Genomic DNA, 23,210 nt, shown 5'->3' on the forward strand with positions numbered 1-23,210 from the left:
TGTTAAACGATAATGCAAAATAGGTATCCTTTTGTTCTCGTAATTGATGTATTGGTTTCTAACGGTATTCTCTTGATGCGAAAATACGGCGATTTTTGCCCATCCTTGGTACTTTGTACGGGAAAAAGCGAATCTGAAGCGTTTGGATTATCATTTTGATAAAAGGGTACTTTGTGTCTGTCTCAATTCCCTTCGGGATACTCGGTTCTATCTTTTTTATATTACCAGCGCAGCGATCTCTGGTGACAGCTCGATGTTTCCGTCTTTGCGGACAATGATGAAGTTGGCATCCCTTAGTGCGTTCATCACACTCTTATACGTAACCAGTCCCATGCCCTTGAAGCGTCTCAGGCTTTGCCATCCGTTCTGGGTGGTGTATTGCAGAAGGTCGCGTACTGTCCTGAATCCCATCTCTCCATATAAAACATTATAGGCATGCGCGCCGACAAGGTTTGATAGGGGAGTATTTACGGGTGTGACCGTATTGCATTTATCGAACATCAGTTCCATCGTCCGACTGCGAAATGTGGCGATTCGCCCCTTATGTTCGCCCAGAGTCCGGAGGATGGAACTATAGTAAGTCGCCACTCGTGCATACGTCATTTTGTTACGTTTCGCCACCCGTGCGATGGGTTCGCCACTGGAGACGGAAAGGAATATTTCCCGTTCGTGATCGTCCGTAATCAACTGACCGAGTTCCTGAATGAGGATATGGAAAAGCGGTTGGTGTAGTTTCTGGGTTTTCAATAGAAATAGTTCGTCGTCACATTGTGAGAGGAGTACTTCACGTTCCAGTTCCTTTTCTTTGATGATCTTTTCCAGATAATTCTCACCTAAATCTTTGGTCTGGTGAACATCAAGATATTGGGCCAGGCTTTCGTCATCAATCATTAGGACGTTCTCTATCCTCGATGAAGCGATATATCCCAAGTTTGCCCATGTGCGGAGGTCGGATTCGGCAATACCGCGTTTCTCCGACAGTTGTTTGAGGGTTATCCAGTTAGCCATGCCTGCCCCTCCTTGTTACTTCTTTGATTGGTCTGTTCATACCTTTCTGATTATTATGAACGTCCACATCCTTATGTATACCTTATATATATAAGAAGTCGGGCGCTGAGTTCATATTTATCCAGACGAAAGGTAGTACCAATACCCCTGTATATAATAAATATGTTCACACGCCCGACCCTACGTCGTACGCATGAAACAGATTTATTGATATACAGTTTTTGCATTAAATTAATTTGGTACTTTCTTCGTCTGCAAAATTGTTTCAATATGCCGCATTTCTCTTCGGCTTTCAAGTGACAAAGATAAAGAATCTTGTGGGAATAGCAAAGAATGTGACAAGAAAGTTTAGGGAAACTACACCTCAGTGAGGAGGTTACCAGTCAATAAGGGGGCTGTTTATGCTTTTCTGATTATTATAAATGCTTATATCTTGATGTATACCTCTTTATATATAAGAAGTCGAGCGCTGAGTTCATATTTATCGGATGAAAGGTACTACCAATACCCCTGAACTTAATAAATATGTTTACACGATCGACTACCTTTTTGATTGGCCTGTCATTCTTATGAACGTCCACATCCTTATGTATACCTTAATATATAAGAAGTCGGGCGCTGAGTTCATATTTACGCGGAAAGAGGTAGTACCAATACCTAGAACTTCATAAATATGTTCACACGCCCGACCCTACGTCGCACGTATGAAACTGATTTATTGAAGTTCTTGTTTTTATGCATTAATTAAATTTGGTACTTTTCTTTCCGCAAAAAACGTTTCAATATGCCGCATTTCTCTTCGGCTTTTAAGTGACAAAGATAAAGAATCTTGTGGGAATAGCAAAGAATGTGACAAGAAAGTTGAGACTGTTATGACTTCCGCATGGAAGCACTCTGCATGGATTGGGGATGTGTCATTATTCACCACAGAGTAACACAGAGTTCCATAGAGCAAACTTAATCTGTTGATAACTAATGATACTTATCTGTATAAATTTGTTGTGAATACGAGTTTCGACACACCCCCTCTCTGTGTTATTCTGTGTTCTCTGTGGTGAGTTTTTGATACCCCCACTTGTCCCCCCCGAATATTTTCACTAAGTTTGTCGCCCATTAACGTGACAAACACGATATGAATAAGAATTTACACCCTTTAATGTTGGCCGGAACCGGTAGTGATGTGGGTAAAAGCATCATTGCCGCAGCTTTTTGCCGCATATTCCTGCAAGACGGTTATCATCCGGCGCCATTCAAGGCACAGAACATGGCATTAAATTCATATGCCACTCCCGAGGGACTTGAAATAGGAAGGGCACAAGCTGTGCAGGCCGAGGCCGCAGGCGTGCCTTGCCATACGGATATGAACCCGTTGCTACTGAAACCATCGTCCGATCATACTTCACAGGTGGTGCTCAACGGGCGCCCCATCGGTAACCGGAATGCTTACGAATATTTCCGCCGTGAAGGGCGGGAGGAATTGCGAAAAGAGGTTCATGCCGCATTCGACCGTTTGGCTGCCCGATATAATCCGGTAGTGATGGAGGGGGCGGGGAGCATCTCCGAGATCAATCTTCGTGACAGCGATCTGGTGAACCTGCCTATGGCTATGCATGCCGGAGCAGATGTGATTCTCGTGGCGGATATAGACCGTGGAGGAGTGTTTGCCAGTGTTTACGGTTCGGTGATGCTGCTTCGGCCGGAAGAGCGGAAGCATATCAAGGGGATATTGATTAATAAATTCCGTGGAGATATCCGTCTTTTCGAGTCGGGGGTAAAGATGCTGGAAGATCTCTGTGGTGTTCCGGTGGTTGGGGTGGTGCCCTACTATAAAGATATCTATATTGAGGAAGAAGACTCGGTGATGCTTCAGACCAAGAATATCCGTGCCGGACAAGGCAAAGTGAATGTGGCCGTAGTGCTGCTCCGGCATTTAAGTAACTTTACCGACTTCAATGTATTGGAGCGCGATCCGCGTGTACACCTGTTCTACACCAACAATACGGACGAGTTGATGAAAGCGGATATCATCCTGTTGCCCGGTTCGAAAAGCACTTTGTCCGATCTGTATGAGTTGCGCCGCAACGGAGTGGCGCAGGCCATCGTCCGTGCCCACCGCGAAGGTGCCACGGTAATGGGCATTTGTGGAGGTTACCAGTTGATGGGGCAGGAGGTTTGCGATCCCGATCATGTGGAAGGTGAGATAGAACGCTTGCCGGGATTGGGATTATTGCCCGTCAGCACTCGTATGCAGGGGGAAAAGATTACGCGGCAGGTACGTTTTCATTTTCTTGAAGGCAGCGAGACCTGTGAAGGATACGAGATACACATGGGCACAACGACGCCCCTTGCCGATGTTCCCGCTTCGCCACTCAACCATCTGGCAGACGGAAGGGAGGACGGATATCTTGCCGACCGTACCTGTATGGGGACATACGTACATGGCATTCTCGACAATCCTTCGGTCATCGACTATCTGCTGGAACCTTTCGCCGATAAGCTGAAGGAGACCACTTTCGACTATAAAGCGTTTAAAGAAGAACAATACGATAAACTGGCAGCCCACGTCCGCAAGCATGTCGACCTGCCGCTTATCTATCAAATATTGACAGACAATGATTGAAGGACACGGAGACGATTCTTATAAATACCTCCGCCCGATACGGAGTAATTTCAGTTCGAACGTATATAATAAGGTAAACCTTGACGGGTTGCGGACGCATTTGTGCGGGCGTATCTCCACCATTTCTGCTTATCCCGAACCGGAACCTTATACATTAGAGGCCCGTCTGGCCGACCGTCACGCTTTGCCTGCCGCTTCGGTTTGCGTGACGAATGGTGCCACAGAAGCCATTTATCTGATAGCGCAAACCTTCCGGGGGACGAATACGGCCATCCTGATGCCTACGTTCAGCGAATATGCCGATGCCTGCCGCATGCACGGGCATAGGGTCACATCCCTGTATACGCTGGAGGCAGTGCCGGAGGACGTGCGTATGGTATGGCTCTGCAACCCGAATAATCCGACAGGAGAGGTGCATGGTAAAGAGCTCCTGACCGAACTGATCAGGAAACATCCGCAGGTTTGCTTCGTGATCGATCAGTCGTATGAATACTTTACGTTGGAGGAACTCTTCACCGCACGTGAAGCTGCCGGATTTCCTAATGTGATCCTCTTGCATTCCATGACCAAGCGATATGCCATACCGGGGCTCCGTCTGGGATACGTAACTGCGCAGCCGGGGCTGATGGCCCGTCTGCGTACGAACCGCATGCCTTGGTCGGTCAATCAGCTTGCCATCGAGGCAGGTCTCTACCTGCTTTCCGAGGGCATTCCGGAAGCTCTCTCCATGAAGGACTATCTGGCAGAGTGTGCCCGTCTGAAAAGTTCGCTTGAAGCGATAGGCGGACTGGAAGTATGGCCTACCGATACGCACTTTATGCTGGTTTGTTTGCGATTCGGTAAAGCTGCTGCCTTGAAAGAGTATCTGGCCCGTGAAGAAGGAATTCTGATTCGTGATGCTTCCAACTTCGAAGGGCTGGACGAACGTTTCTTCCGAGTTGCCACCCAGACACCGGAAGAGAATGATGAACTGGTGAGGGCCATTGCGAAGTGGATGGCGGAATAATGACAGATTAAGGATGTATCAGAGTATGGACGAGATGTTTTTTTGGTTTGTTTGCCTTGTATATTTCTGCCGGCTGTCCCCCTTGCCTTTGGCTTGGCTGCTGGATCGCTGGTTGGGAGACCCTGCCTGGTTGCCGCATCCTGTGGTGGGATTCGGCAAACTGATAGCTTGGGGAGAAAAGTCGATGAATGTGGGGAGTGCCCGCGTTTGGAAAGGTGGGCTGGTATCGGCAGTGCTGATTGCGGGAGTCTATCTTTTTACTTTCTTCTTTCTCAGGGTGACCGAAGAGTATTCCATTGTATTGACGGCTCTGATAAAGACCCTGCTGATATTCTGCTGCCTGGCCGGAACGACGTTGATACGTGAGGTCCGGATGGTTTTCGAGGCGGTGGACCGTTCGTTGGACGAGGGACGCCGACAGGTGGGGCGTATCGTGGGGCGGGATACTTCTGCTTTATCTGCGCAGGAAGTGCGCACGGCGGCTTTGGAAACCTTGGCGGAAAATCTGAGTGACGGAGTGATTGCACCCCTTTTCTGGTATGCTGTGCTGGGAGTACCCGGCATGATGGCGTATAAGATGGTGAACACGCTCGACTCGATGATTGGTTACCGAAACGAGCACTATCGTCAGTTCGGCTGTATAGCGGCCCGGATAGATGATGTCGCCAATTACATTCCTGCCCGCCTGACGGCTCTGTTGATGATAATCGTCAGCGGACGGCTTTCTTTATTCAGGTTTGTGGGTAAATACGGCAGTCGCCATGCCAGTCCCAACTCCGGTTATCCGGAGGCGGCATTGGCAGGTATCCTGAATTGCCGGTTCGGCGGTCCGCATTATTACTTCGGGGAGGAGGTATGGAAACCGTTCATCGGTGATAACGAACGGGTATTGACAACAGCGGATATGAGGAAAGCGGTATCCGTCAATCAGAAGGCAGAGACGTTGATGGTCGCGTTGGTGTGGCTGACTGTTCTGCTGTCTTTGGGTTAAGTTGCAGCCGGACTATTCCACCGTAAGGTGTCAGTGCGCCGAAAGCATCTTCCATCTTTAATGTTCCTGCATAGATCTGTGCACAAATCAGTACTCCGCCATGTGCGAAGACAGCCACGCGCCCGTACTTTTGCCTGCTCACTTCATCCAGAAATTCGGAGACCCGTTGAAGTTGCATTATAAACGATTCTCCGCCTGTGGCTGCCACATGGAAATAGTCGTCATACCACTCTTGCAGTCGCGGATCATCTATTTTGTCGAACTCCTTCATTTCCCATTCACCGAAGTCCAGTTCTTTCAGACGGGCATCACGAATGGCATCCGGATAGCCACAGTGCTCTGCCAGACGGGTGCAGCGGCTCAAAGGACTTGTGAATACGGCATCAAACACATCATCCTGCAACTGTTGAGCCGTGATTGTGGCTTCTTCTTTAAAACTATCCCGTAAGGGAACATCGGTCTGGCCATAACAGACGCCTCTGGGAACATCGACAGAGGTATGTCGGATCAATATGATTTCCATGATCTTGTTGGTTTAAGTATGAGTTTGATTCACCACAGAGTAACACAGAGTATCACCGGTTTTTAAATTCTTGTTTATAAGATGTTTAAGAGATAAATCATCTCAGTGGAACTCTGTGTTACTCTGTGGTGAGTCAAACTATATGAATATAAGAATAACTACCCCCAGGTAGAAGGACAGTTCGCTTAAAAGGAACAGTGCACCGCAGCAATCGCCTGTATACCCTTGTAACTTTCGTTTCATCAGCCTGTATAGTAGATACAACACTGCCAGCGGGAATATAATGGCAATCCAATACCTGTACGGAAGCAGGAGCGTCAAAGGAAGTATTCCGCATAAAAGTCCGAAAGCAAATTCTCCTTGCGACATTCTATTATAAACCACCTTCGCCTTGCTCTCTTCTTCTTTCCGTGCGTAAGGCAGGAAGTTAATGATCTGTGATGAAGTCAACTTGCTCACAGTGTCGCCTGCAATCAGTACAGAGCAGGCGAAGGAGAGAGGAAGGCTTGTCAGGAGATTCCATAGCAGGAAGAAGTATGCGATCAATCCGATGACCCCATAACTGCCGATGTGCGAATCCTTCATAATAGAGAGGATACGTTCCCGGCTGGTTCCTCCGCCGAATCCGTCAAAGAAATCCGCCAGCCCGTCTTCGTGCAATGCGCCTGTAATCAACAATCGGCTGATAAGTGCCAGCAATACGGCAACGGTGAAGGGGAGAACCTGTGCGGCCGACCAGAGTACCCCCGCCATGATGCCGCCCGTAAGCCATCCTGAAAGGGGCCAGTAAGGCACCACGTGCTTAAAACATTCTGCCGGAACTTCCCGGATGCGCCAGAAGGGGAGACGGGTGAAAAAGATAAATGCTGCTAATATATTCATGTGGGGCTTCTTTAAAAGTATTTGGTGATGGACGCATGCGCAAAGTTGTCCATTTCGTTGATCATCCGCACCGCAGAGTCTACGATAGGATAGGAGCAGATGGCTCCGGTCCCTTCTCCAAGGCGCAAACCCAGATTCAATAACGGCTTGGCTCCCATGGCATCAAGCAGAAGCTTGTGTCCAATCTCGTCTCCCTGATGGCCGAAGATGGCGTAGTGCATTACTTCAGGGTAAAGCCGGGATGCCGCGAGGATGCAGTTTGTCATGATGAATCCGTCCACCAGGATAATCATTTTCAGTTCGGCTGCCTGAAGCATGGCACCTACCGCCATTACCATTTCCAGGCCGCCGAAGTAACGAATCAGATCGCGTACGCTTCCGTCTCCCTGATAATTGTCCAGTGCCCGCTGCAATACGCTGTATTTATGACGGATTCCGGCATTGTCGAGTCCGCTTCCGGCGCCGACGCATTGTTCGAGGGGAATACGGGTGAAGCAGGTCATCCACATAGAGGAGGATGAAGTGTTGCCGATTCCCATTTCACCCAGGGAGAGCACATTGCATCCTTCGGCGTGGCACCGGCGGACTATCTCTGCCCCACGGTCTATACACAAGTCCATCTCTTCTTCCGTCATGGCCGCTTCATGCAGGTAGTTGCGTGAACTTTTGCGTACTTTCATATTGATAATTCCCCTGTCGTAAGGCAGATCGTAATCCACTCCGGCATCCACGATCTTTAATTCGAATCCGTGTTGGCGGCAGAGGAAGTTGACACCTGCCCCTCCATGAAGGAAGTTGCTGATTTGCTGCCAGGTGATCTCTTTGGGAGAGAGGCTGACACCTTCGTCGACAATGCCATGATCGGCTGCAAATATAATGTTCTGCGGACATTTCAGCGTGGGAGTCAGTGTCTGCTGGATAAGCCCGATTTGCAAAGCCAGTTCTTCAAGTGTTCCCAGAGAACCTTTGGGCTTGGTCAGATTGTTTATTTTGTCAGTCAATGCTTCCCGGATTGTTTCGTCCGGTCTGGTGATTTGAAATGTTTTCATTTTATATAGGGTTAGTCTATCGTTTGTTTTTCATCTTTTACTTTTACGGGAATGCCCGATACCATTAATAAGACCTGATTGGCCCGGGTGGCAATATACTGGTTCATCCACCCCTGCATATCGGTGAACTTTCGTTGTATAAGGCTCTCTGAGGTGCCTCCCATGCCGATCTCGTTGGTGACGAAGATAAAGGTGGCTTCCTGTTCTGTCAGCCGGTCAAACTCGGTTTTTATGGCGACGAGTGCCTTGTCTGTATCCGCTTCAAGGTCGAAGAAGTAATTGGTACACCAGAGTGTTACGCAATCGATCAGCACTACACGCCCTTGCAAAGAATGGCGGCTCAGTTCCTTTTCTTCTTCTATGTTGGTCCATTCTGGTCCCCGGTTGGCCTGATGACGTAACACCCGTTGACGGAACTCTTCGTCCCAGATGCGTGAGGTGGCCAGGTAGACCGGATTGGGGGAGAGAGATAATGCTAACCGTTCGGCATAGCTGCTTTTGCCCGAACGGGCCCCTCCGGTGATAAGTATGATCTGTTTCATGAATCTATCTGTGTATTTTCGGTTAGCAAATGTACGGTAATATTTTATATTTCCGTTCCCGGATGCAAAATATTGTGCCATTGCCATGGGTATTTCAGAAACAATATTTATCTTTGCACTGCTTTACAAAACGGAAGCAATTATATTGCGGTAGTAGCTCAGTTGGCAGAGCGGCGGCTTCCCAAGCCGCAGGTCACGAGTTCGACCCTCGCCTACCGCTCAATTCATGTTTTCAAGTCAAAAGTAAATATCGCAGGTTCCCTTGATCTTTTTGTGAGAAAAGAATGATGGAATCTGCGGTTTTTTTGTGTATTTCCTCTTTCACTCTTTGTTCTTTTCTTACCTTTGTGAATCAATTTTAATAGATAATCACATGAATAAGAAACTAATCTTATCTATCTTCGTTCTGGCGGGGGCTCCTGTACTGTTATCGGCTGCGGGAGAAGCACGATTACTGCGTTTTCCTGCTACGAACGGAAAGGAGATCGTATTTTCGTATGCGGGCGATTTGTATAAAGTGCCTGCTGCGGGAGGTGAGGCACAGCGTCTGACTTCCCATGTGGGATACGAAATGTTTCCCCGGTTTTCTCCGGACGGCAAAACGATTGCATTCACCGGACAGTATGATGGAAATACAGAAGTGTATACCATGCCTGCGACAGGGGGTGAACCGTTACGAGTTACCTATACGGCTACCAATAGCCGCGATGACCTGGGTGACCGTATGGGACCCAATAACATTGTCATGACCTGGACACCGGACGGACAGCGCATCGTATACCGTAACCGTATCAGTGATGGATTTTCCGGCAAACTGTTTACAGTGGACAAGGAAGGCGGATTGTCAGAAGCAATTCCTCTTCCGGAGGGCGGATTTTGCAGTTACTCACCGGACGGAAAACAATTGGCATACAACCGGGTGATGCGCGAATTTCGTACCTGGAAGTATTATAAAGGCGGTATGGCGGATGATATCTGGGTGTATAATCCGAACAGCAAAACAGTGGAAAACATTACCAATAATGTAGCTCAAGACATTTTTCCGATGTGGATTGGCGATGAAATCTTTTTCCTTTCCGATCGTGACCGCATCATGAATATCTTTGTATACAATACGAAGACTAAACAGACTGCCAAGGTAACTGATTTCACTGAGTATGATGTGAAGTTCCCAAGTGCCAGTGGAAATACCATTGTCTTTGAGAACGGTGGATATATTTATAAGATGGATGCCGCTACCCGGAAGGCTGAAAAGGTAAACATTACACTGGCTTCGGATAACATCTATGCCCGTACCGATTTGAAAGACGGAGCGAATTATGTGACTGCGGCCAGTCTGTCGCCGGATGGAGCACGAATGGTAGTGACAAGCCGGGGTGAAGTATTCAATCTGCCGGTAGAGAAAGGGGTTACAAAAAATATAACTCGTTCGCCGGGAGCTCACGACCGTGACGCACAGTGGTCACCGGACGGAACACAGATTGCTTATATCTCTGATGCTACAGGCGAAACCGAACTTTATCTGCAGAATGCGGCAGGTGGCGAACCGATGCAGTTAACCCATAAGAACGATACATATATCCGTGGCTTTAAATGGAGTCCGGATTCTAAGAAGATAGTGTATATGGATCGTAAGAACCGAGTTAATCTGCTGGATGTGGCTTCCGGGAAAGTTTCATTATTATTGCAAGATCCGATGGGAGTGCCGGGTGGAGTTACTTTCTCTCCGGACAGTGAGTGGTTGACTTATACACGGATGGGTAAAAATGAAATCAATGTCGTATATGTCTACAATATTGCGGAAAAGAAAGAATATCCGGTGACCGACAAATGGTATAACTCTTCTTCTCCGGTGTTCAGTGCCGACGGAAAGTATCTGATATTCTCTTCTGCCCGTGATTTTAATCCGACTTACGGATCATTGGAATGGAACCATGTATATAATAATATGTATGGTGTGTACATCGCTTTGCTGTCTAAAGATACATCGTCTCCTTTCATGCAGAAAGATGCGGAAGTGGCTGCATCTAATGCTACACCCAAAAGCGGGGATAAGAAACCGGCAGATAAAAAGGAAGTGGCTGATGCTTCGTTGGTGAAGTTCGATCCGGATGGCATTACCGATCGCATTGTTCGATTGCCCTTGTCTCCGTCTTATTATGGTAACTTCTATTCGGATGGCAACAAGGTGTACTACTGGGGACGTGGTGGTACGAAAATGTATGACTTGGCAAGTCAGAAAGAGGAATCGATTGCCGATGGAGCTTCGATGGATGTTACTTACGATGGTAAGAAGGCACTTTTCTTTAAAGGCCGTCAGATTTATGTGACCAATCTTCCTTCGGGTAAGACAGAACTGACCACTCCGGTCAATTTAAGCAATATGAAGATTACTGTGGATTATCCGAAAGAGTGGGCACAAATCTTTGATGAAGCTTGGCGTGCCTATCGTGACGGATTCTATCAGGAGAGCATGCACGGTGTAGATTGGAAAGCAATTAAAGAAAAATATGCGGTCTTGCTGCCTTACGTTAAAACTCGTTTAGACCTGAATTACATTATCGGTGAGATGATAGGTGAATTGAACTGTGGGCATGCTTATGTCAATCCGGGAGAAACGGAACAGCCCAAACGGATCAATACCGGTTTGCTTGGTGCGGAGATTACCCGCGACAAGAGTGGCTTTTTCCGTCTGGAGAAGATATTCCCCGGAGCATCTTGGAGCAAAGAGCTACGCTCTCCGCTTACGGAACCGGGGGTTGATGTGAAAGTAGGAGAGTACATCGTAGCTATTGACGGTGTGCCGACCAATACAGTTAAAGATATGTATTCTTTACTGGTGGGTAAAGCAGAGATACCTACTGAAATTTCGTTGAATGCCAAACCTCAGCTTTCCGGAGCACGTAAGGTTGTGGTCAGTCCGCTTGCCAATGAATATCCTTTGATACATTACAATTGGGTACAGGATAATATAAAGAAAGTGGACCAGGCTTCCAACGGACGTATCGGATATATTTATATTCCGGATATGGGACCGGAAGGCTTGAACGAGTTTGCCCGCTATTTCTATCCGCAACTTGATAAAGAAGGGTTGATTATTGATGATCGTGCCAATGGTGGAGGTAATGTTTCACCAATGATCCTGGAACGTCTTTCCCGTGAACCTTATCGCCTGACTATGGGTAGAGGTACCAGCCATGTGGGAACAGTGCCTGATGCTGTACAGGTGGGACCGAAGGTTTGTTTGATTAATAAATACTCCGCTTCAGATGGCGACCTGTTCCCGTGGGGCTTCCGCGCACTTGGCTTGGGTAAGTTGATAGGTACGCGTACCTGGGGAGGTATTGTCGGCATTAGTGGTTCATTGCCATATATGGATGGAACAGACATACGTGTTCCGTTCTTTACCAGTTATGACCCGAAGACGGGACAATGGATTATCGAAAACCATGGTGTGGACCCGGATATCCTGATCGATAATGATCCGGTGAAAGAGTGGAATGGAGAGGATCAACAGCTGAACAGAGCCATCGAAGAGGTTATGAAACAGCTTCAAGACCGTAAACCATTGGCTCCGGTACCTGCTCCGAGAGATTTTAGTAAATAAAAAACTTACTGAGATTGCAGTAAGAGGTTTTCACCACAGATTCCACGTACTTTTACAGACTCATTATCAGAGTTCTGTATAGAACCGCGTAATCTGTGGTGTTTCTTTTTGGTACATACCTTCTAACGTTTATGAAACAGGAACTAAAGAATAAACTTGCATTTTTGGCAGATAAATACGAGGTAGCCGAATTTATTATGGACGACCCTATACAGTTTCCACATCGTTATACCAGCAAGGCCGATATTGAGATCTCTGCCCTGGTAGTCTCTTGGATTGCTACCGGAAACCGGAAAGCTATTATCAAAAGTGGCGACCGGATTGACCGTGAACTGTTCTCGAATGCTCCTTACCGGTATATACTTAATGAGGAGTGGAAGAAATATCGAGGAGTAAAAACCAGCTTCTATCGTTATTATTCCTGGAACGATTTCTATTTACTTTGTCAGGCTTTGTATGCGGCCTATCAGGAACATGAAGACCTGGAGTCACATTTGTGCCATTCGCTTTCTTGGGGTACTCCGTTGGAAAGACTGCAATCCGTGTTCGGACATATCAATGGGATGCCTGCTTTGGCAAGTGCCTCCGAAGCGAAAAAGATGTGTATGTTCCTGCGCTGGATGATTCGTCGGGATTCTCCTGTGGATCTGGGTATCTGGCGGAGTTTTGATCCTTCGGATCTGATTATTCCTCTCGACACGCATGTGCATCGCATTTCAGTCGATCTTGGACTGACCGATGCACGTAAATGTCTGAAGACTGCGCGTTGTATTACCGATGCATTGCGGGAGATATGGCCGGATGATCCGGTGAAGGGAGACTTTGCACTTTTCGGGTTTGGTATCAACGAATCCGTAAGAAGTTAGACGGTGTTATAAGAAACTTTTTAGCTTGACTATCTGTTCTTTAAGCGATAAAGGATATGTTAAACCTCCTTATGGCGTAAAATTATGACTAAGAAAGAAGAAGTTTTAGTAGAAGAGGGCAGTCGGCAAGCACCCGAGAAGTATTATATCAAAATAACTCCTGACGGCCCTTATCTTGTTTATGGTAATCCTCCCATTGACCAGGAAATTATTCTTCCCAATGAAGAAGGTTCTTCGTGGGTGTATCAACGCGGGCTGAGTTTCGACAGTTCGGCCACTCCGGTAGCTCTGTGCCGTTGCGGGCATTCCCGCCATAAACCCTTCTGTGACGGTTCTCATAAGCGTGCCACCGATTGGGACTCTAATGAAACCAATAACAAACGTCCGTTACTTGAAGAAGCCGAGGAATTGGAAGGCCCTGCCATGGTGCTTGCCGATAACGAAAAGTATTGTGCTTTTGCCCGTTTCTGCGATGCACGCGGCCGAATCTGGAATCTGGTACAACTCGCTGAAACGGAAGAAGAGCGTGAACTTGTCCGTCGAGAGGCTGGCCATTGTCCTGCCGGGCGGCTCGTCGTTTGGGACAAAGAGACGCAAAAAGTCTTCGAACCGCCTTTTGAGCCCTCTATCGGTATTATTGAGGATCCCGGAATCAGAGTGAGCGGACCTATTTGGGTAAAAGGCGGTATCCGCATAGAGAGTGCGGATGGCAAAAGCTATACAATCAGGAACAGGGTGACTTTGTGCCGTTGCGGACAGTCGTCCAATAAACCGTTTTGCGACGGTACGCATGCTTCCATGGGATTCAGTGACGGACTTCCGTTGGAAGAAAAAGGCAAGAAGTGGTGATTCTGCTTTCTGAAAAATCATAAATAAGCCGGTTGTCAATCGATAAACCGGCTTGTTTATGAACTGCCCTGCCGGGTTCCCTCTTAAAATTATAGATAAAGAATGATCACAGTTCACCCATTTTTAGTATTTTTGCATCCTGTTTTGAAGATAGAAAACTTTAAAAGAAGAAAAATATAATGGCAAAAGAACTGAAAGACCTGACCAAACGCAGCGAAAACTATTCGCAGTGGTATAATGATTTGGTAGTGAAAGCCGATTTGGCAGAGCAATCGGCTGTACGCGGATGTATGGTGATTAAGCCTTACGGATACGCTATTTGGGAGAAAATGCAACGTCAGCTGGATGATATGTTTAAGGAAACCGGACATGTGAATGCTTATTTCCCGTTGCTGATTCCAAAATCATTCTTGAGTCGTGAAGCTGAGCATGTGGAAGGCTTTGCCAAAGAGTGTGCCGTAGTTACTCACTACCGCCTGAAGAATGCCGAAGATGGTTCGGGTGTGGTGGTTGACCCTGCTGCAAAGTTGGAAGAAGAACTGATTATCCGTCCGACTTCCGAAACAATCATCTGGAATACTTATAAAAACTGGATTCAGTCTTATCGTGACCTGCCTATCTTATGCAACCAGTGGGCAAACGTTTTCCGTTGGGAGATGCGTACACGACTGTTTCTCCGTACAGCAGAATTCCTGTGGCAGGAAGGCCATACGGCACATGCAACACGTGAGGAGGCAGAAGAAGAAGCAATCCGCATGCTGAATGTATATGCTGACTTTGCAGAGAAATACATGGCGGTTCCGGTGGTGAAAGGGGTGAAGTCGGCCAATGAACGTTTTGCCGGTGCGCTTGACACCTATACCATTGAAGCGATGATGCAGGACGGCAAGGCGTTACAGAGTGGTACGTCTCACTTCCTGGGACAGAACTTCGCGAAAGCGTTTGATGTGCAGTTTGTTAATAAAGAAAATAAGCTTGAGTACGTATGGGCTACTTCATGGGGTGTTTCTACCCGTCTGATGGGTGCATTGATCATGACCCACTCGGATGACAACGGTCTGGTATTACCTCCGCATCTGGCTCCGATTCAGGTAGTGATCGTTCCTATATATAAGAATGACGAGCAGCTGAAACAGATTGATGCCAAGGTAGAAGGTATTGTAGCGAAGCTGAAGGCATTGGGCATTTCGGTCAAATATGATAATGCCGATAACAAACGACCGGGCTTCAAATTTGCCGATTATGAACTGAAGGGTGTACCGGTTCGTCTGGTAATGGGCGGACGCGACCTGGAAAACAATACGATGGAGGTGATGCGTCGCGATACATTGGAGAAAGAGACCGTTACTTGCGATGGTATCGAGACATATGTTCAAAATCTGTTGGAAGAGATTCAGGCCAACATCTACAAGAAAGCGCGTACTTATCGCGATTCACGTATCACTAAGGTAGACAGCTACGATGAATTCAAGGAAAAAATCGAAGAGGGCGGTTTCATTCTGGCTCATTGGGACGGAACTACGGAAACAGAAGAGAAGATCAAGGAAGAGACAAAAGCTACTATTCGTTGTATCCCGTTCGATTCGTTTGTTGAAGGTGACAAAGAGCCCGGTAAGTGTATGGTAACCGGCAAACCTTCTGCTTGCCGTGTGATATTTGCTCGTTCTTATTAATAATTAATATAAGGTATAAGGAAAAAAGGTTGGAGGTACCTAAATGAACTTCCGACCTTTTTCTTTACTACCGTTATTCTAATAGCCTATGAATCCATTCTTGAATCTTATCTGGCTGCTGTGTGGCGGCATTTTTACTGCGATAGAGTATCTTATTGCAAGTCTCTTGATGATGGTTACCATTATTGGTATTCCATTTGGCTTTCAGACTCTGAAACTGGCCGGGCTTGCTTTATGGCCGTTCGGCAAAGAGGTGAGGAGCACCCCCGATTCGGGAGGTTGCCTCAGTATCATAATGAATATAGTCTGGCTGTTTCTTGGTGGAATTTGGATCAGCCTCTCTCACCTGGGATGGGGAATTCTGCTTTGTATCACAATCATTGGTATACCATTCGGGAGACAACACTTCAAACTTGCCGGACTGGCTCTGACTCCCTTCGGAAAGGTTATTGTCGATAAGGGCTTTTAATCGTTCTATCTTCTTCACATCCCTTTATCGGTATTCATACACTTTCCGTTTTTGTATTCTTTCTTTGTAAGAGAGACATACGAAAATAAAGACTGAAGAAAAGAGAGCGTCACATCGGATGCTCTCTTTTCATTTCCGATTTAGCTTTGGTGATGTCCTTTACCGTGTCATTCGGGATGCTGTCTCGTGCGGCAGCCTGTTTCTTTCTCAGGTTTCTCAACTTCCATTTATTCCAGAAGAGAAGTTCACTCCATTTATTAAAATCTTTTTTGTACATGATACCGATTCCTTGGGTAGTCAGGTTGGTTCGTGTATAATAACGGTCGTTCGTTTCATTATACGCCTTCAGACGTATGTCTCCTGAGCGGTTGAGCAGCCATTCCGCTTCAAAGTCTCCGATGAAATTGGTATTAGCTAACGGATTATCCCGGTAGCCGAAATTACCATTAATAATCAGACGGTTGTTCAATAACTGTCCGGACAGGATACCTTCTATTTCCATGTCCGTCCAGCCTTTGTCACCGGTACTGAGATTCGTTCCGATGTTCCAGTTGTTGTTATCGAATACCTGCGATAACAGATTGTTTAACTGTCCGGACAGGGTAGAGAATAGGGCTGACGATGTCATATTGGAGTTTTGGGTGCCTCCGGTACTCTCCTGTGGATAGAACTTGCCGATACCCAGCAGATAGAGTATCTGTATGTTCATCTGCTCTTCCGTACTGATGTAATTGCGTACCAGCGTCTGTATCTCGTCCCGTTCGTTGGGGAGTTCGATACCTAATTTAATATTGGGGCGCCAGAGAATTCCGGTCAGGTTCATGATGCAATTCACCTTTACATTGGGTTGCTGGGTGATCGGGTCTGCGGCATCGGGGATCAGGTCATTCAGCGAAGCAGAGTTCACCGTATAACTGGCTTGTATATCGAGCGTCGCATCCAACGGGGGACCGTTGAAAGTGATACTGCTTCCGTCTTTTATGATAAAGTCTTTGCGGATGACTTCCTGCAAGCTGAACTTATAAATACCCTGGCTGATGCGGTAGTTTCCGAACATTTTCACATCTCCTTTATTAAAGAACTCTGTCCGTATGTTGCCGGAGCCTTTACCGCTGATGTAGTCTCCGGCAATGGGGTCCATGATAATTTTCATAGTAGCGTCCGGAGTAGCATCTATCAACAGATTCAGGCGGATATCCGTTTTTGTCTCTTCCTCCTCCATCTCCTGCTGCAGCCGCTCATATTCTGATATTACATTGATGGAATCTTGAACGAATCTGCGCGGAGTTTTGTCGATAAACTTAATGAACTGGTTGCTGGCTGCTGAAGCAGTGGCATTGGTTATGTAGACAAAATTGGTATTGCGGTTGGTCGTGACGGCTGCATTGACTTGCAGTTCCTGCGGATTGCCAACCAGCATCGCATTGCCGGTTCCATACACTTTTCCGTAGAAGTTGATATCAGAGCTTTCTTTCGTGTCCATCAGTAACATGTTGTTCACGTTGAATTCGAAGTGATAGCTCAAATCCCTGAAATGCCTGAAATTCAGTTTGCCGTTCATTGTGCCCTGGTGCCCTTCCATATCTGCGATATGTATATTGTCGAAAGTGATACCGGTGGTGGACAGACGGATAGTGTCTTTTACGGCAAATGATGTGTTTAATATTCCTATCTTCAACGACGCATCTGTCATCAGATCCCCTTCGATGTTGAGTTCCTTGAATTTTCCATAGAAATGAGCTTTGCCGCTGGTACGTCCATGCAGGTCTTCGACAATGGAACGCATGAAATATTGGAGGAACTGAATGTTTGTATGCTCCGTTTCTATATTCAAATCCAGTTTACTTTCCGGCTTTAACGGATAGACGTGCCCGATGACGTGCGTTTTCGATAGCCCTTCTTCTTCCATGTGAGCATCAAGGAAGATGGCACGTTTGTCGTTCTCCCATGCTCCGTAAATATCCATTGCTCCCAAAGAAGCATCATTGAAAGTGAAGTTTTTAAAATGTAAGCGGGTATTCATGACCGGCTCCTTCAAAATGCCACTGGCATATGCCGTTCCGGTGGCATCTCCTTTAAAGTCCACATCGTCAAAATCTACCACATCGAATACGTAACCCACATTGATGTCCTTCAGGTCTACCTTCAGTGTATCTTCGGCATGTTCCGAGATGCGTCCGTCGATGCGGATGTGACGGTCTTTATGCGAGAAATAGAAATCGTTTACATCTACTTTGCCCGAGTCTACTACTACTTGTGACGGATGAATCTGCCACAAAGTGTCGTTCAGGATAATGTCTGTCTGCTTAATGTCTACGACTGTTTTCAGTGCCGACTTTTCTTCGGCCTTGCGGAAGAAGCTGGCAGCAGCGGATAATCGTCCGCTATAAGTATTGATGGTATTATTGCCCCAATTGATGTTGGCACTTATGGTATCATTTTGGGCTTGCGCATCCAGTGAGATGCTTACGGCACTCTCTTTTTTCAGGTTATTGAACCGTATCTTGGCCTTGAACTGGTCAGTAGGATTTTCACAGAGCACCAGTCCGGACTCGATAAACGTGTTTTGATATTGTAGCCGGGGGAAATAGCCCTCTACTCGCAGCCGCTGTGCCTGGTCATTGAAGTAACCTTTTACAGTCGAGTGAGTATATATCTTCAATGGGATGTCGAATACGGTAGACAGCAGTTCTGTATTGAATATGTGGACATCGAAACTGAAGTTGTTATTCGTTTCAATCGGCTTCTTATCCGGCTGGATCAATGAAGGAATGTATCGCCGCATAATATTCATTACGCTTGCCGGAAGTGTGTGGTACAGATAATTGCCTTCAATACTTGCTTTCAGGAAACTGGAGGTCAGTTTCAGTTGGTTTTGTTTGTCTTGTCGAGTGGCTATGATGTTGATATTATCCAGAAAGTAATTCTTTTCGGGTGCGGTGAATTGTAGACTGTCTATGTTGATTTCACCTATCATTTCATCGATGGAACCGCCACGGAAGTTAGCTTTCAGCTTCAGAGAGAATTCTGCGTCCGGATAATCCTTGGTCAGGTTCAAGTCGTGCGGGCGTACTTTATCTATTACAGCATTGAAGTTGAAAGTCGGGATTTTCTCGACTACATTGATGTTACCATTTAAATGTATCGAACCGTTTTCATCATCCAGTGCCACCTTTCCGTCGAAGCCGCCACGTTCGAACTCTCCGTCGAGTGTGATATTCTCATATTTATAATTACTGTATTCGAGGGCAGCTATCAGGCCTTTTAGCGTGATGGCGGGGTACTGGTTACGGTAGTGGCTGCCTTGAACATTCAGATTAAAGGTAATTTTGCCCAGTTGCTTGTTATCCAGCAACTGTCCCAGTGCGAAGTCGGTGGTCTTTACACCTCCCGAATAAGAAAACAAGGCTTTGGCCTTATCGGAACTGAGCTTTAAGTCAGTTTGGACAGAACCAATGTTGGTACGAAACAGACCGTACATGACCAAATCTGTGAAATACCCTGATATTTCACCGTGAAAGGAAGCATTTCCTAAACGCTGCAGAATAGGAGGAACCCCATTGTAATGCGGACTCAGGTTGCGTACCAGGAATCCGATTCCATCGTTATTAGCAGATAGATTGGCAAGATGCCCGTATACATAGGCATCTTGCGGGCGTGATAGATCCTGTAAAGAGACATCTCCCTTCAGTCGGAATTTATCGCCTGCATTAATTTCCAGCGTTTTGCAGTTCAACTGGTTGAGTGTACCTTCTACATCGATGCCCAGATCCAGCTTTTCTTTAAAGTTGGATAGTGCCGGAACAAAAGCTGAAATATCATTCAGGGTCACGTAGGATGGCAGAGTACGGAAAGAGAAGCGGACTTCATCGGCAAAATGATTGAGTGCTCCCAAACTGTCATATTCCATCTGAATGGTATCCATTTTCATTTCGGTACCCGGCATTTCTATAGCAAAATTCTCTATTTTCATGCCTCTGTCATTAGCTATGACTTTCAGGCTCAACTTTCTCAGCTCAAAGCCCGATTGTTCATCCACGCTTAGCCGTTTGATGGCCGCATTGATCGAATCGCCTTGAAGTGCTTTGAGAGAGATGTTGGCAATGATATTATGCAATTTGACATGCTTGGGGTTGAACTTTCCGGGAGTTTCTTTTTCCGACAGTACATCGTAAGCCAACTTACCACGGCGTATCAATATAGAGTTGATACGCAAGTCGAGGCTCTTGTCTGTTTTTACTGTGTCTTTAGAGGCAAATGCGTCAAGGACAAATTTGAAATTAGGGTCCGTATTCGGAGTAGGTTTGTTCAGGTTGATGTTAAAGCCGAACAATTGTACACTGCTGATTGCGATTTTTCCGTTGAATAGGGGGATAATATCAAACTTGGCGGAAAGACGAGTAATTTTAAGCATCTCTTTGCCCGATTGATCGTCGAGCAGCACATCGTCTATGATGATACGATTCAATAGTCCGATATCTATCTTACCGATAGTCAGTTCAGTACCTAATGTCCGGGATAGTTCTTTTGCGACAAACGTGGTCATATTTCGCTGAATAAAAGGAATATTCAGCAAAATGATAGTTCCGATATATACACCTAATATAATACCGATAACCCAGCGTACAGTCTTCTTCAGCGTTCTGATAAGCGGTTGTTTTTATTTTGCGAACAAAAATATAAAATAGTTCGTTATGAATCCTACTTTTATCATTACTTTTGCATCGTTTAAATATCAAAAAGCGTATGAGTACAATTATATTAGGAATTGAGTCTTCCTGTGACGATACGTCGGCTGCGGTAATAAAAGATGGTTTTCTGTTGTCGAATGTAGTGTCCAGTCAGGCGGTGCATGAAGCTTACGGTGGTGTAGTACCCGAATTAGCATCACGTGCGCATCAGCAAAATATAGTACCTGTGGTGCATGAAGCATTGAAACGTGCAGGGGTGACGAAAGAGGAATTGAGTGCGGTAGCTTTTACGAGAGGTCCCGGACTGATGGGATCGTTGCTGGTGGGAGTATCTTTTGCGAAAGGGTTTGCCCGCTCATTAAACATTCCCATGATTGATGTTAATCATCTGACAGGACATGTATTAGCACATTTCATTAAAGAAGAGGGTGAAGAGAATGAACAACCCACTTTCCCATTCCTTTGCTTGTTGGTGTCCGGAGGTAATTCTCAAATCGTACTGGTGAAGGCATACAATGATATGGAGATTTTGGGACAGACAATTGATGATGCTGCCGGAGAAGCTATTGACAAATGTTCAAAAGTGATGGGGCTTGGTTACCCGGGCGGTCCTATTATTGACCGTTTGGCACGTCAGGGCAATCCGAAGGCTTATACATTCAGCAAACCCCACATCCCGGGGTTGGACTATAGTTTTAGTGGATTGAAGACATCGTTTCTTTACTCGTTGCGTGATTGGATGAAAGAAGATCCCGATTTCATCGAACATCATAAGACTGATTTAGCCGCTTCTCTTGAAGCGACTGTTGTAGATATATTGATGGATAAACTCCGTAAAGCAGCCAAACAGTATAAAATTAACGAGGTAGCTGTAGCAGGTGGTGTGTCCGCCAATAACGGTTTGCGTAATGCTTTCCGTGAGCATGCGGAGAAGTATGGCTGGAAGATTTTTATTCCAAAGTTTAGCTATACCACGGACAATGCTGCAATGATCGCTATTACGGGATATTTTAAATATCAGGATAAAGACTTCTGTCCTATGGAATTGCCGGCTTATTCACGTGTGACTTTATAAAAGAAAAGAGGGTAGATCTTTCTTCTTCTATCTATAATATTGAGAAAGTTAAATAAAAAAAATCATGTTTGCAGAGATAATAACCATCGGTGATGAGTTGCTGATAGGTCAGGTGACTGACACTAATTCGGCATGGATGGGACGCGAATTAAATAAAGTCGGTATCGAAGTTATTCGTGTAGTGTCTGTACGTGATCGTGCAGAAGAGATAACCGAAGCAGTGGATGCCTCGATGAAAAGGGCGGATATTGTATTGATGACAGGTGGTTTGGGTCCTACTAAGGATGATATCACCAAACAAACCCTTTGTGAATATTTTGGTACCAAACTGATTTTTAGTGAGGCTGTATTTGAAAATGTGAAGCGGGTATTAGCTGGAAAAATACCGATGAATGCGTTGAATAAGAGTCAGGCGATGGTGCCAGAGAATTGTACGGTCATTAATAATCGGGTGGGAAGTGCCTCTGTCAGTTGGTTTGAAAAGGATAGTAAAGTGCTTGTTTCCATGCCCGGTGTTCCTCAGGAGATGACTACGGTAATGAGTGAAGAAGTGATTCCTCGTTTGTGCGCAAAGTTTCATACAGATGCCATTGTACATCGTACTTTTACTGTGCAAAACTATCCGGAATCAGTGCTGGCTGAAAAACTGGAGGCTTGGGAGGTGGCGCTGCCGTCTTGTATTAAACTTGCTTACTTGCCTAAACCCGGTTTGATTCGTTTGAGATTGACAGGACGTGGACAAGATCGTCAGGAAGTAGAGACATACTTAAATGTTGAGAGCGCCAAATTGGAAGCCATTTTAGGTGAAGATATTTTGGATGAAGAAGATACACCGATTGAGATTCTGATTGGGGAACTTCTGAAAAAGAAGAAATTGACCCTTTCCACCGCAGAAAGTTGCACCGGTGGAAGTATTGCAGCCCGTGTTACTTCGGTTGCCGGAAGTTCGGAATATTTTAAAGGAAGTGTAGTGGCATACTCTAATGAAGTAAAGATGAAATTGCTGGGTGTGTCGATGGAAACGCTTGAAAAGAAAGGTGCTGTAAGCGAGGAAACCGTAATTGAGATGGTAAAAGGTGCGATGAAAGCGCTGAAAACTGATTGTGCAGTCGCCACTTCGGGTATCGCAGGTCCTGGTGGAGGTACTAAGGAGAAGCCTGTTGGTACAGTCTGGATTGCTGCTGCCTATAAAAATGAAATTTGCACTATGAAGCAGGAAACTGACCGCGGAAGAGAAATGAATGTGGAGAGAGCAGGTAATAATGCTCTTCTGTTACTTCGAAAATTGGTGAAATGAAGAAAAATTACTGCTGAGTAATGAATTTATTTAAGAAATGCTTGTTTTATATCTATAAAAGT

Annotated in this window: 16 protein-coding genes and 1 tRNA gene; 11 read left to right on the top strand and 6 right to left on the bottom strand. The window is 46.0% G+C overall.

The window, feature by feature from the left end:
• Window positions 1-216 precede the first annotated feature (216 nt).
• Complete coding sequence (locus tag KO473_RS07375; RefSeq protein ID WP_005820372.1) at window positions 217-1,008, bottom strand: hypothetical protein; 792 nt, start codon at window positions 1,006-1,008, stop codon at window positions 217-219.
• Between the two features lie 1,132 nt (window positions 1,009-2,140).
• Between KO473_RS07375 and KO473_RS07380 the strand changes: the two genes are divergently transcribed.
• Genes KO473_RS07380 through cbiB form a run of 3 tightly spaced genes read left to right on the top strand, consistent with a single transcriptional unit; the run spans window position 2,141 to window position 5,625 of the window.
• Complete coding sequence (locus tag KO473_RS07380; RefSeq protein WP_005806321.1) at window positions 2,141-3,628, top strand: cobyric acid synthase; 1,488 nt, start codon at window positions 2,141-2,143, stop codon at window positions 3,626-3,628.
• Complete coding sequence (cobD, locus tag KO473_RS07385) at window positions 3,621-4,634, top strand: threonine-phosphate decarboxylase CobD (protein ID WP_005820370.1); 1,014 nt, start codon at window positions 3,621-3,623, stop codon at window positions 4,632-4,634. Before KO473_RS07380 ends, cobD begins: the two co-directional genes overlap by 8 nt.
• Before the next feature lie 34 nt (window positions 4,635-4,668).
• On the top strand, window positions 4,669-5,625 hold the full coding sequence (gene cbiB, locus KO473_RS07390) for an adenosylcobinamide-phosphate synthase CbiB (RefSeq protein WP_181996069.1): 957 nt from the start codon (window positions 4,669-4,671) through the stop codon (window positions 5,623-5,625).
• On the opposite strand, the gene cobC is transcribed toward cbiB, so the two are convergent.
• The 4 genes from cobC to cobU all read right to left on the bottom strand — a co-directional run bounded on the left by cobC (window position 5,558) and on the right by cobU (window position 8,702).
• Window positions 5,558-6,148, bottom strand: coding sequence for an alpha-ribazole phosphatase (gene cobC, locus KO473_RS07395; RefSeq protein WP_005820366.1), 591 nt, complete (start codon window positions 6,146-6,148; stop codon window positions 5,558-5,560). The two genes, cbiB and cobC, sit on opposite strands and share 68 nt — an antisense overlap.
• Window positions 6,149-6,286: 138 nt before the next feature.
• A complete protein-coding gene (locus KO473_RS07400; protein ID WP_005820364.1) occupies window positions 6,287-7,030 on the bottom strand; it encodes an adenosylcobinamide-GDP ribazoletransferase in 744 nt (247 codons plus the stop codon).
• Window positions 7,031-7,041: 11 nt separating this feature from the next.
• Window positions 7,042-8,079: a nicotinate-nucleotide--dimethylbenzimidazole phosphoribosyltransferase gene (cobT, locus tag KO473_RS07405; RefSeq protein WP_122130891.1), complete on the bottom strand. Its 1,038-nt coding sequence runs from the start codon at window positions 8,077-8,079 to the stop codon at window positions 7,042-7,044.
• A gap of 11 nt (window positions 8,080-8,090) precedes the next feature.
• Window positions 8,091-8,702 carry a bifunctional adenosylcobinamide kinase/adenosylcobinamide-phosphate guanylyltransferase gene (cobU, locus tag KO473_RS07410; RefSeq protein WP_005820360.1) on the bottom strand — a complete coding sequence of 204 codons (612 nt, stop codon included), beginning with the start codon at window positions 8,700-8,702 and terminating at the stop codon, window positions 8,091-8,093.
• 66 nt (window positions 8,703-8,768) lie between these two features.
• Between cobU and KO473_RS07415 the strand changes: the two genes are divergently transcribed.
• The 6 genes from KO473_RS07415 to KO473_RS07440 all read left to right on the top strand — a co-directional run bounded on the left by KO473_RS07415 (window position 8,769) and on the right by KO473_RS07440 (window position 16,085).
• A tRNA-Gly gene (locus tag KO473_RS07415) sits at window positions 8,769-8,841 on the top strand.
• A gap of 153 nt (window positions 8,842-8,994) precedes the next feature.
• Window positions 8,995-12,228: a S41 family peptidase gene (locus KO473_RS07420; protein ID WP_122130569.1), complete on the top strand. Its 3,234-nt coding sequence runs from the start codon at window positions 8,995-8,997 to the stop codon at window positions 12,226-12,228.
• Window positions 12,229-12,359: 131 nt separating this feature from the next.
• Window positions 12,360-13,094, top strand: a complete 735-nt coding sequence (locus KO473_RS07425; RefSeq protein ID WP_122130570.1) for a TIGR02757 family protein — start codon at window positions 12,360-12,362, stop codon at window positions 13,092-13,094.
• Window positions 13,095-13,178: 84 nt separating this feature from the next.
• The gene (locus KO473_RS07430; RefSeq protein WP_044300211.1) at window positions 13,179-13,943 is read left to right on the top strand and encodes a CDGSH iron-sulfur domain-containing protein; all 765 of its coding nucleotides are present in this window, start codon (window positions 13,179-13,181) and stop codon (window positions 13,941-13,943) included.
• Window positions 13,944-14,122: 179 nt separating this feature from the next.
• Window positions 14,123-15,616: a proline--tRNA ligase gene (gene proS / locus KO473_RS07435; protein WP_005777918.1), complete on the top strand. Its 1,494-nt coding sequence runs from the start codon at window positions 14,123-14,125 to the stop codon at window positions 15,614-15,616.
• An 88-nt stretch (window positions 15,617-15,704) separates the two neighbouring features.
• Window positions 15,705-16,085 (top strand): YccF domain-containing protein, encoded by a 381-nt coding sequence (locus tag KO473_RS07440; protein WP_005820355.1) that lies wholly within the window; start codon window positions 15,705-15,707, stop codon window positions 16,083-16,085.
• Between the two features lie 109 nt (window positions 16,086-16,194).
• On the opposite strand, the gene KO473_RS07445 is transcribed toward KO473_RS07440, so the two are convergent.
• The gene (locus tag KO473_RS07445) at window positions 16,195-20,631 is read right to left on the bottom strand and encodes a translocation/assembly module TamB domain-containing protein (RefSeq protein ID WP_122130571.1); all 4,437 of its coding nucleotides are present in this window, start codon (window positions 20,629-20,631) and stop codon (window positions 16,195-16,197) included.
• Between the two features lie 200 nt (window positions 20,632-20,831).
• Between KO473_RS07445 and tsaD the strand changes: the two genes are divergently transcribed.
• On the top strand, window positions 20,832-21,851 hold the full coding sequence (tsaD, locus tag KO473_RS07450) for a tRNA (adenosine(37)-N6)-threonylcarbamoyltransferase complex transferase subunit TsaD (protein ID WP_005806292.1): 1,020 nt from the start codon (window positions 20,832-20,834) through the stop codon (window positions 21,849-21,851).
• Between the two features lie 64 nt (window positions 21,852-21,915).
• Window positions 21,916-23,148, top strand: coding sequence for a CinA family nicotinamide mononucleotide deamidase-related protein (locus tag KO473_RS07455; protein WP_216035097.1), 1,233 nt, complete (start codon window positions 21,916-21,918; stop codon window positions 23,146-23,148).
• The last annotated feature ends 62 nt before the right edge of the window (window positions 23,149-23,210 follow it).

It is taken from the genome of Bacteroides sp. HF-4919, assembly GCF_018860125.1.

Bases quoted from the DNA above. Each gene is read 5' to 3' on its own strand.
- KO473_RS07420 (WP_122130569.1), top strand. From the start codon at position 8,995: ATGAATAAGAAACTAATCTTATCTATCTTCGTTCTGGCGGGGGCTCCT.
- KO473_RS07440 (WP_005820355.1), top strand. From the start codon at position 15,705: ATGAATCCATTCTTGAATCTTATCTGGCTGCTGTGTGGCGGCATTTTT.
- tsaD (WP_005806292.1), top strand. From the start codon at position 20,832: ATGAGTACAATTATATTAGGAATTGAGTCTTCCTGTGACGATACGTCG.
- cobD (WP_005820370.1), top strand. From the start codon at position 3,621: ATGATTGAAGGACACGGAGACGATTCTTATAAATACCTCCGCCCGATA.
- KO473_RS07445 (WP_122130571.1), bottom strand. From the start codon at position 20,631: ATGACCACGTTTGTCGCAAAAGAACTATCCCGGACATTAGGTACTGAA.
- cobT (WP_122130891.1), bottom strand. From the start codon at position 8,079: ATGAAAACATTTCAAATCACCAGACCGGACGAAACAATCCGGGAAGCA.
- KO473_RS07425 (WP_122130570.1), top strand. From the start codon at position 12,360: ATGAAACAGGAACTAAAGAATAAACTTGCATTTTTGGCAGATAAATAC.
- KO473_RS07375 (WP_005820372.1), bottom strand. From the start codon at position 1,008: ATGGCTAACTGGATAACCCTCAAACAACTGTCGGAGAAACGCGGTATT.
- KO473_RS07400 (WP_005820364.1), bottom strand. From the start codon at position 7,030: ATGAATATATTAGCAGCATTTATCTTTTTCACCCGTCTCCCCTTCTGG.
- cbiB (WP_181996069.1), top strand. From the start codon at position 4,669: ATGTTTTTTTGGTTTGTTTGCCTTGTATATTTCTGCCGGCTGTCCCCC.
- KO473_RS07380 (WP_005806321.1), top strand. From the start codon at position 2,141: ATGAATAAGAATTTACACCCTTTAATGTTGGCCGGAACCGGTAGTGAT.
- cobU (WP_005820360.1), bottom strand. From the start codon at position 8,702: ATGGCACAATATTTTGCATCCGGGAACGGAAATATAAAATATTACCGT.
- KO473_RS07430 (WP_044300211.1), top strand. From the start codon at position 13,179: ATGACTAAGAAAGAAGAAGTTTTAGTAGAAGAGGGCAGTCGGCAAGCA.
- cobC (WP_005820366.1), bottom strand. From the start codon at position 6,148: ATGGAAATCATATTGATCCGACATACCTCTGTCGATGTTCCCAGAGGC.
- KO473_RS07455 (WP_216035097.1), top strand. From the start codon at position 21,916: ATGTTTGCAGAGATAATAACCATCGGTGATGAGTTGCTGATAGGTCAG.
- proS (WP_005777918.1), top strand. From the start codon at position 14,123: ATGGCAAAAGAACTGAAAGACCTGACCAAACGCAGCGAAAACTATTCG.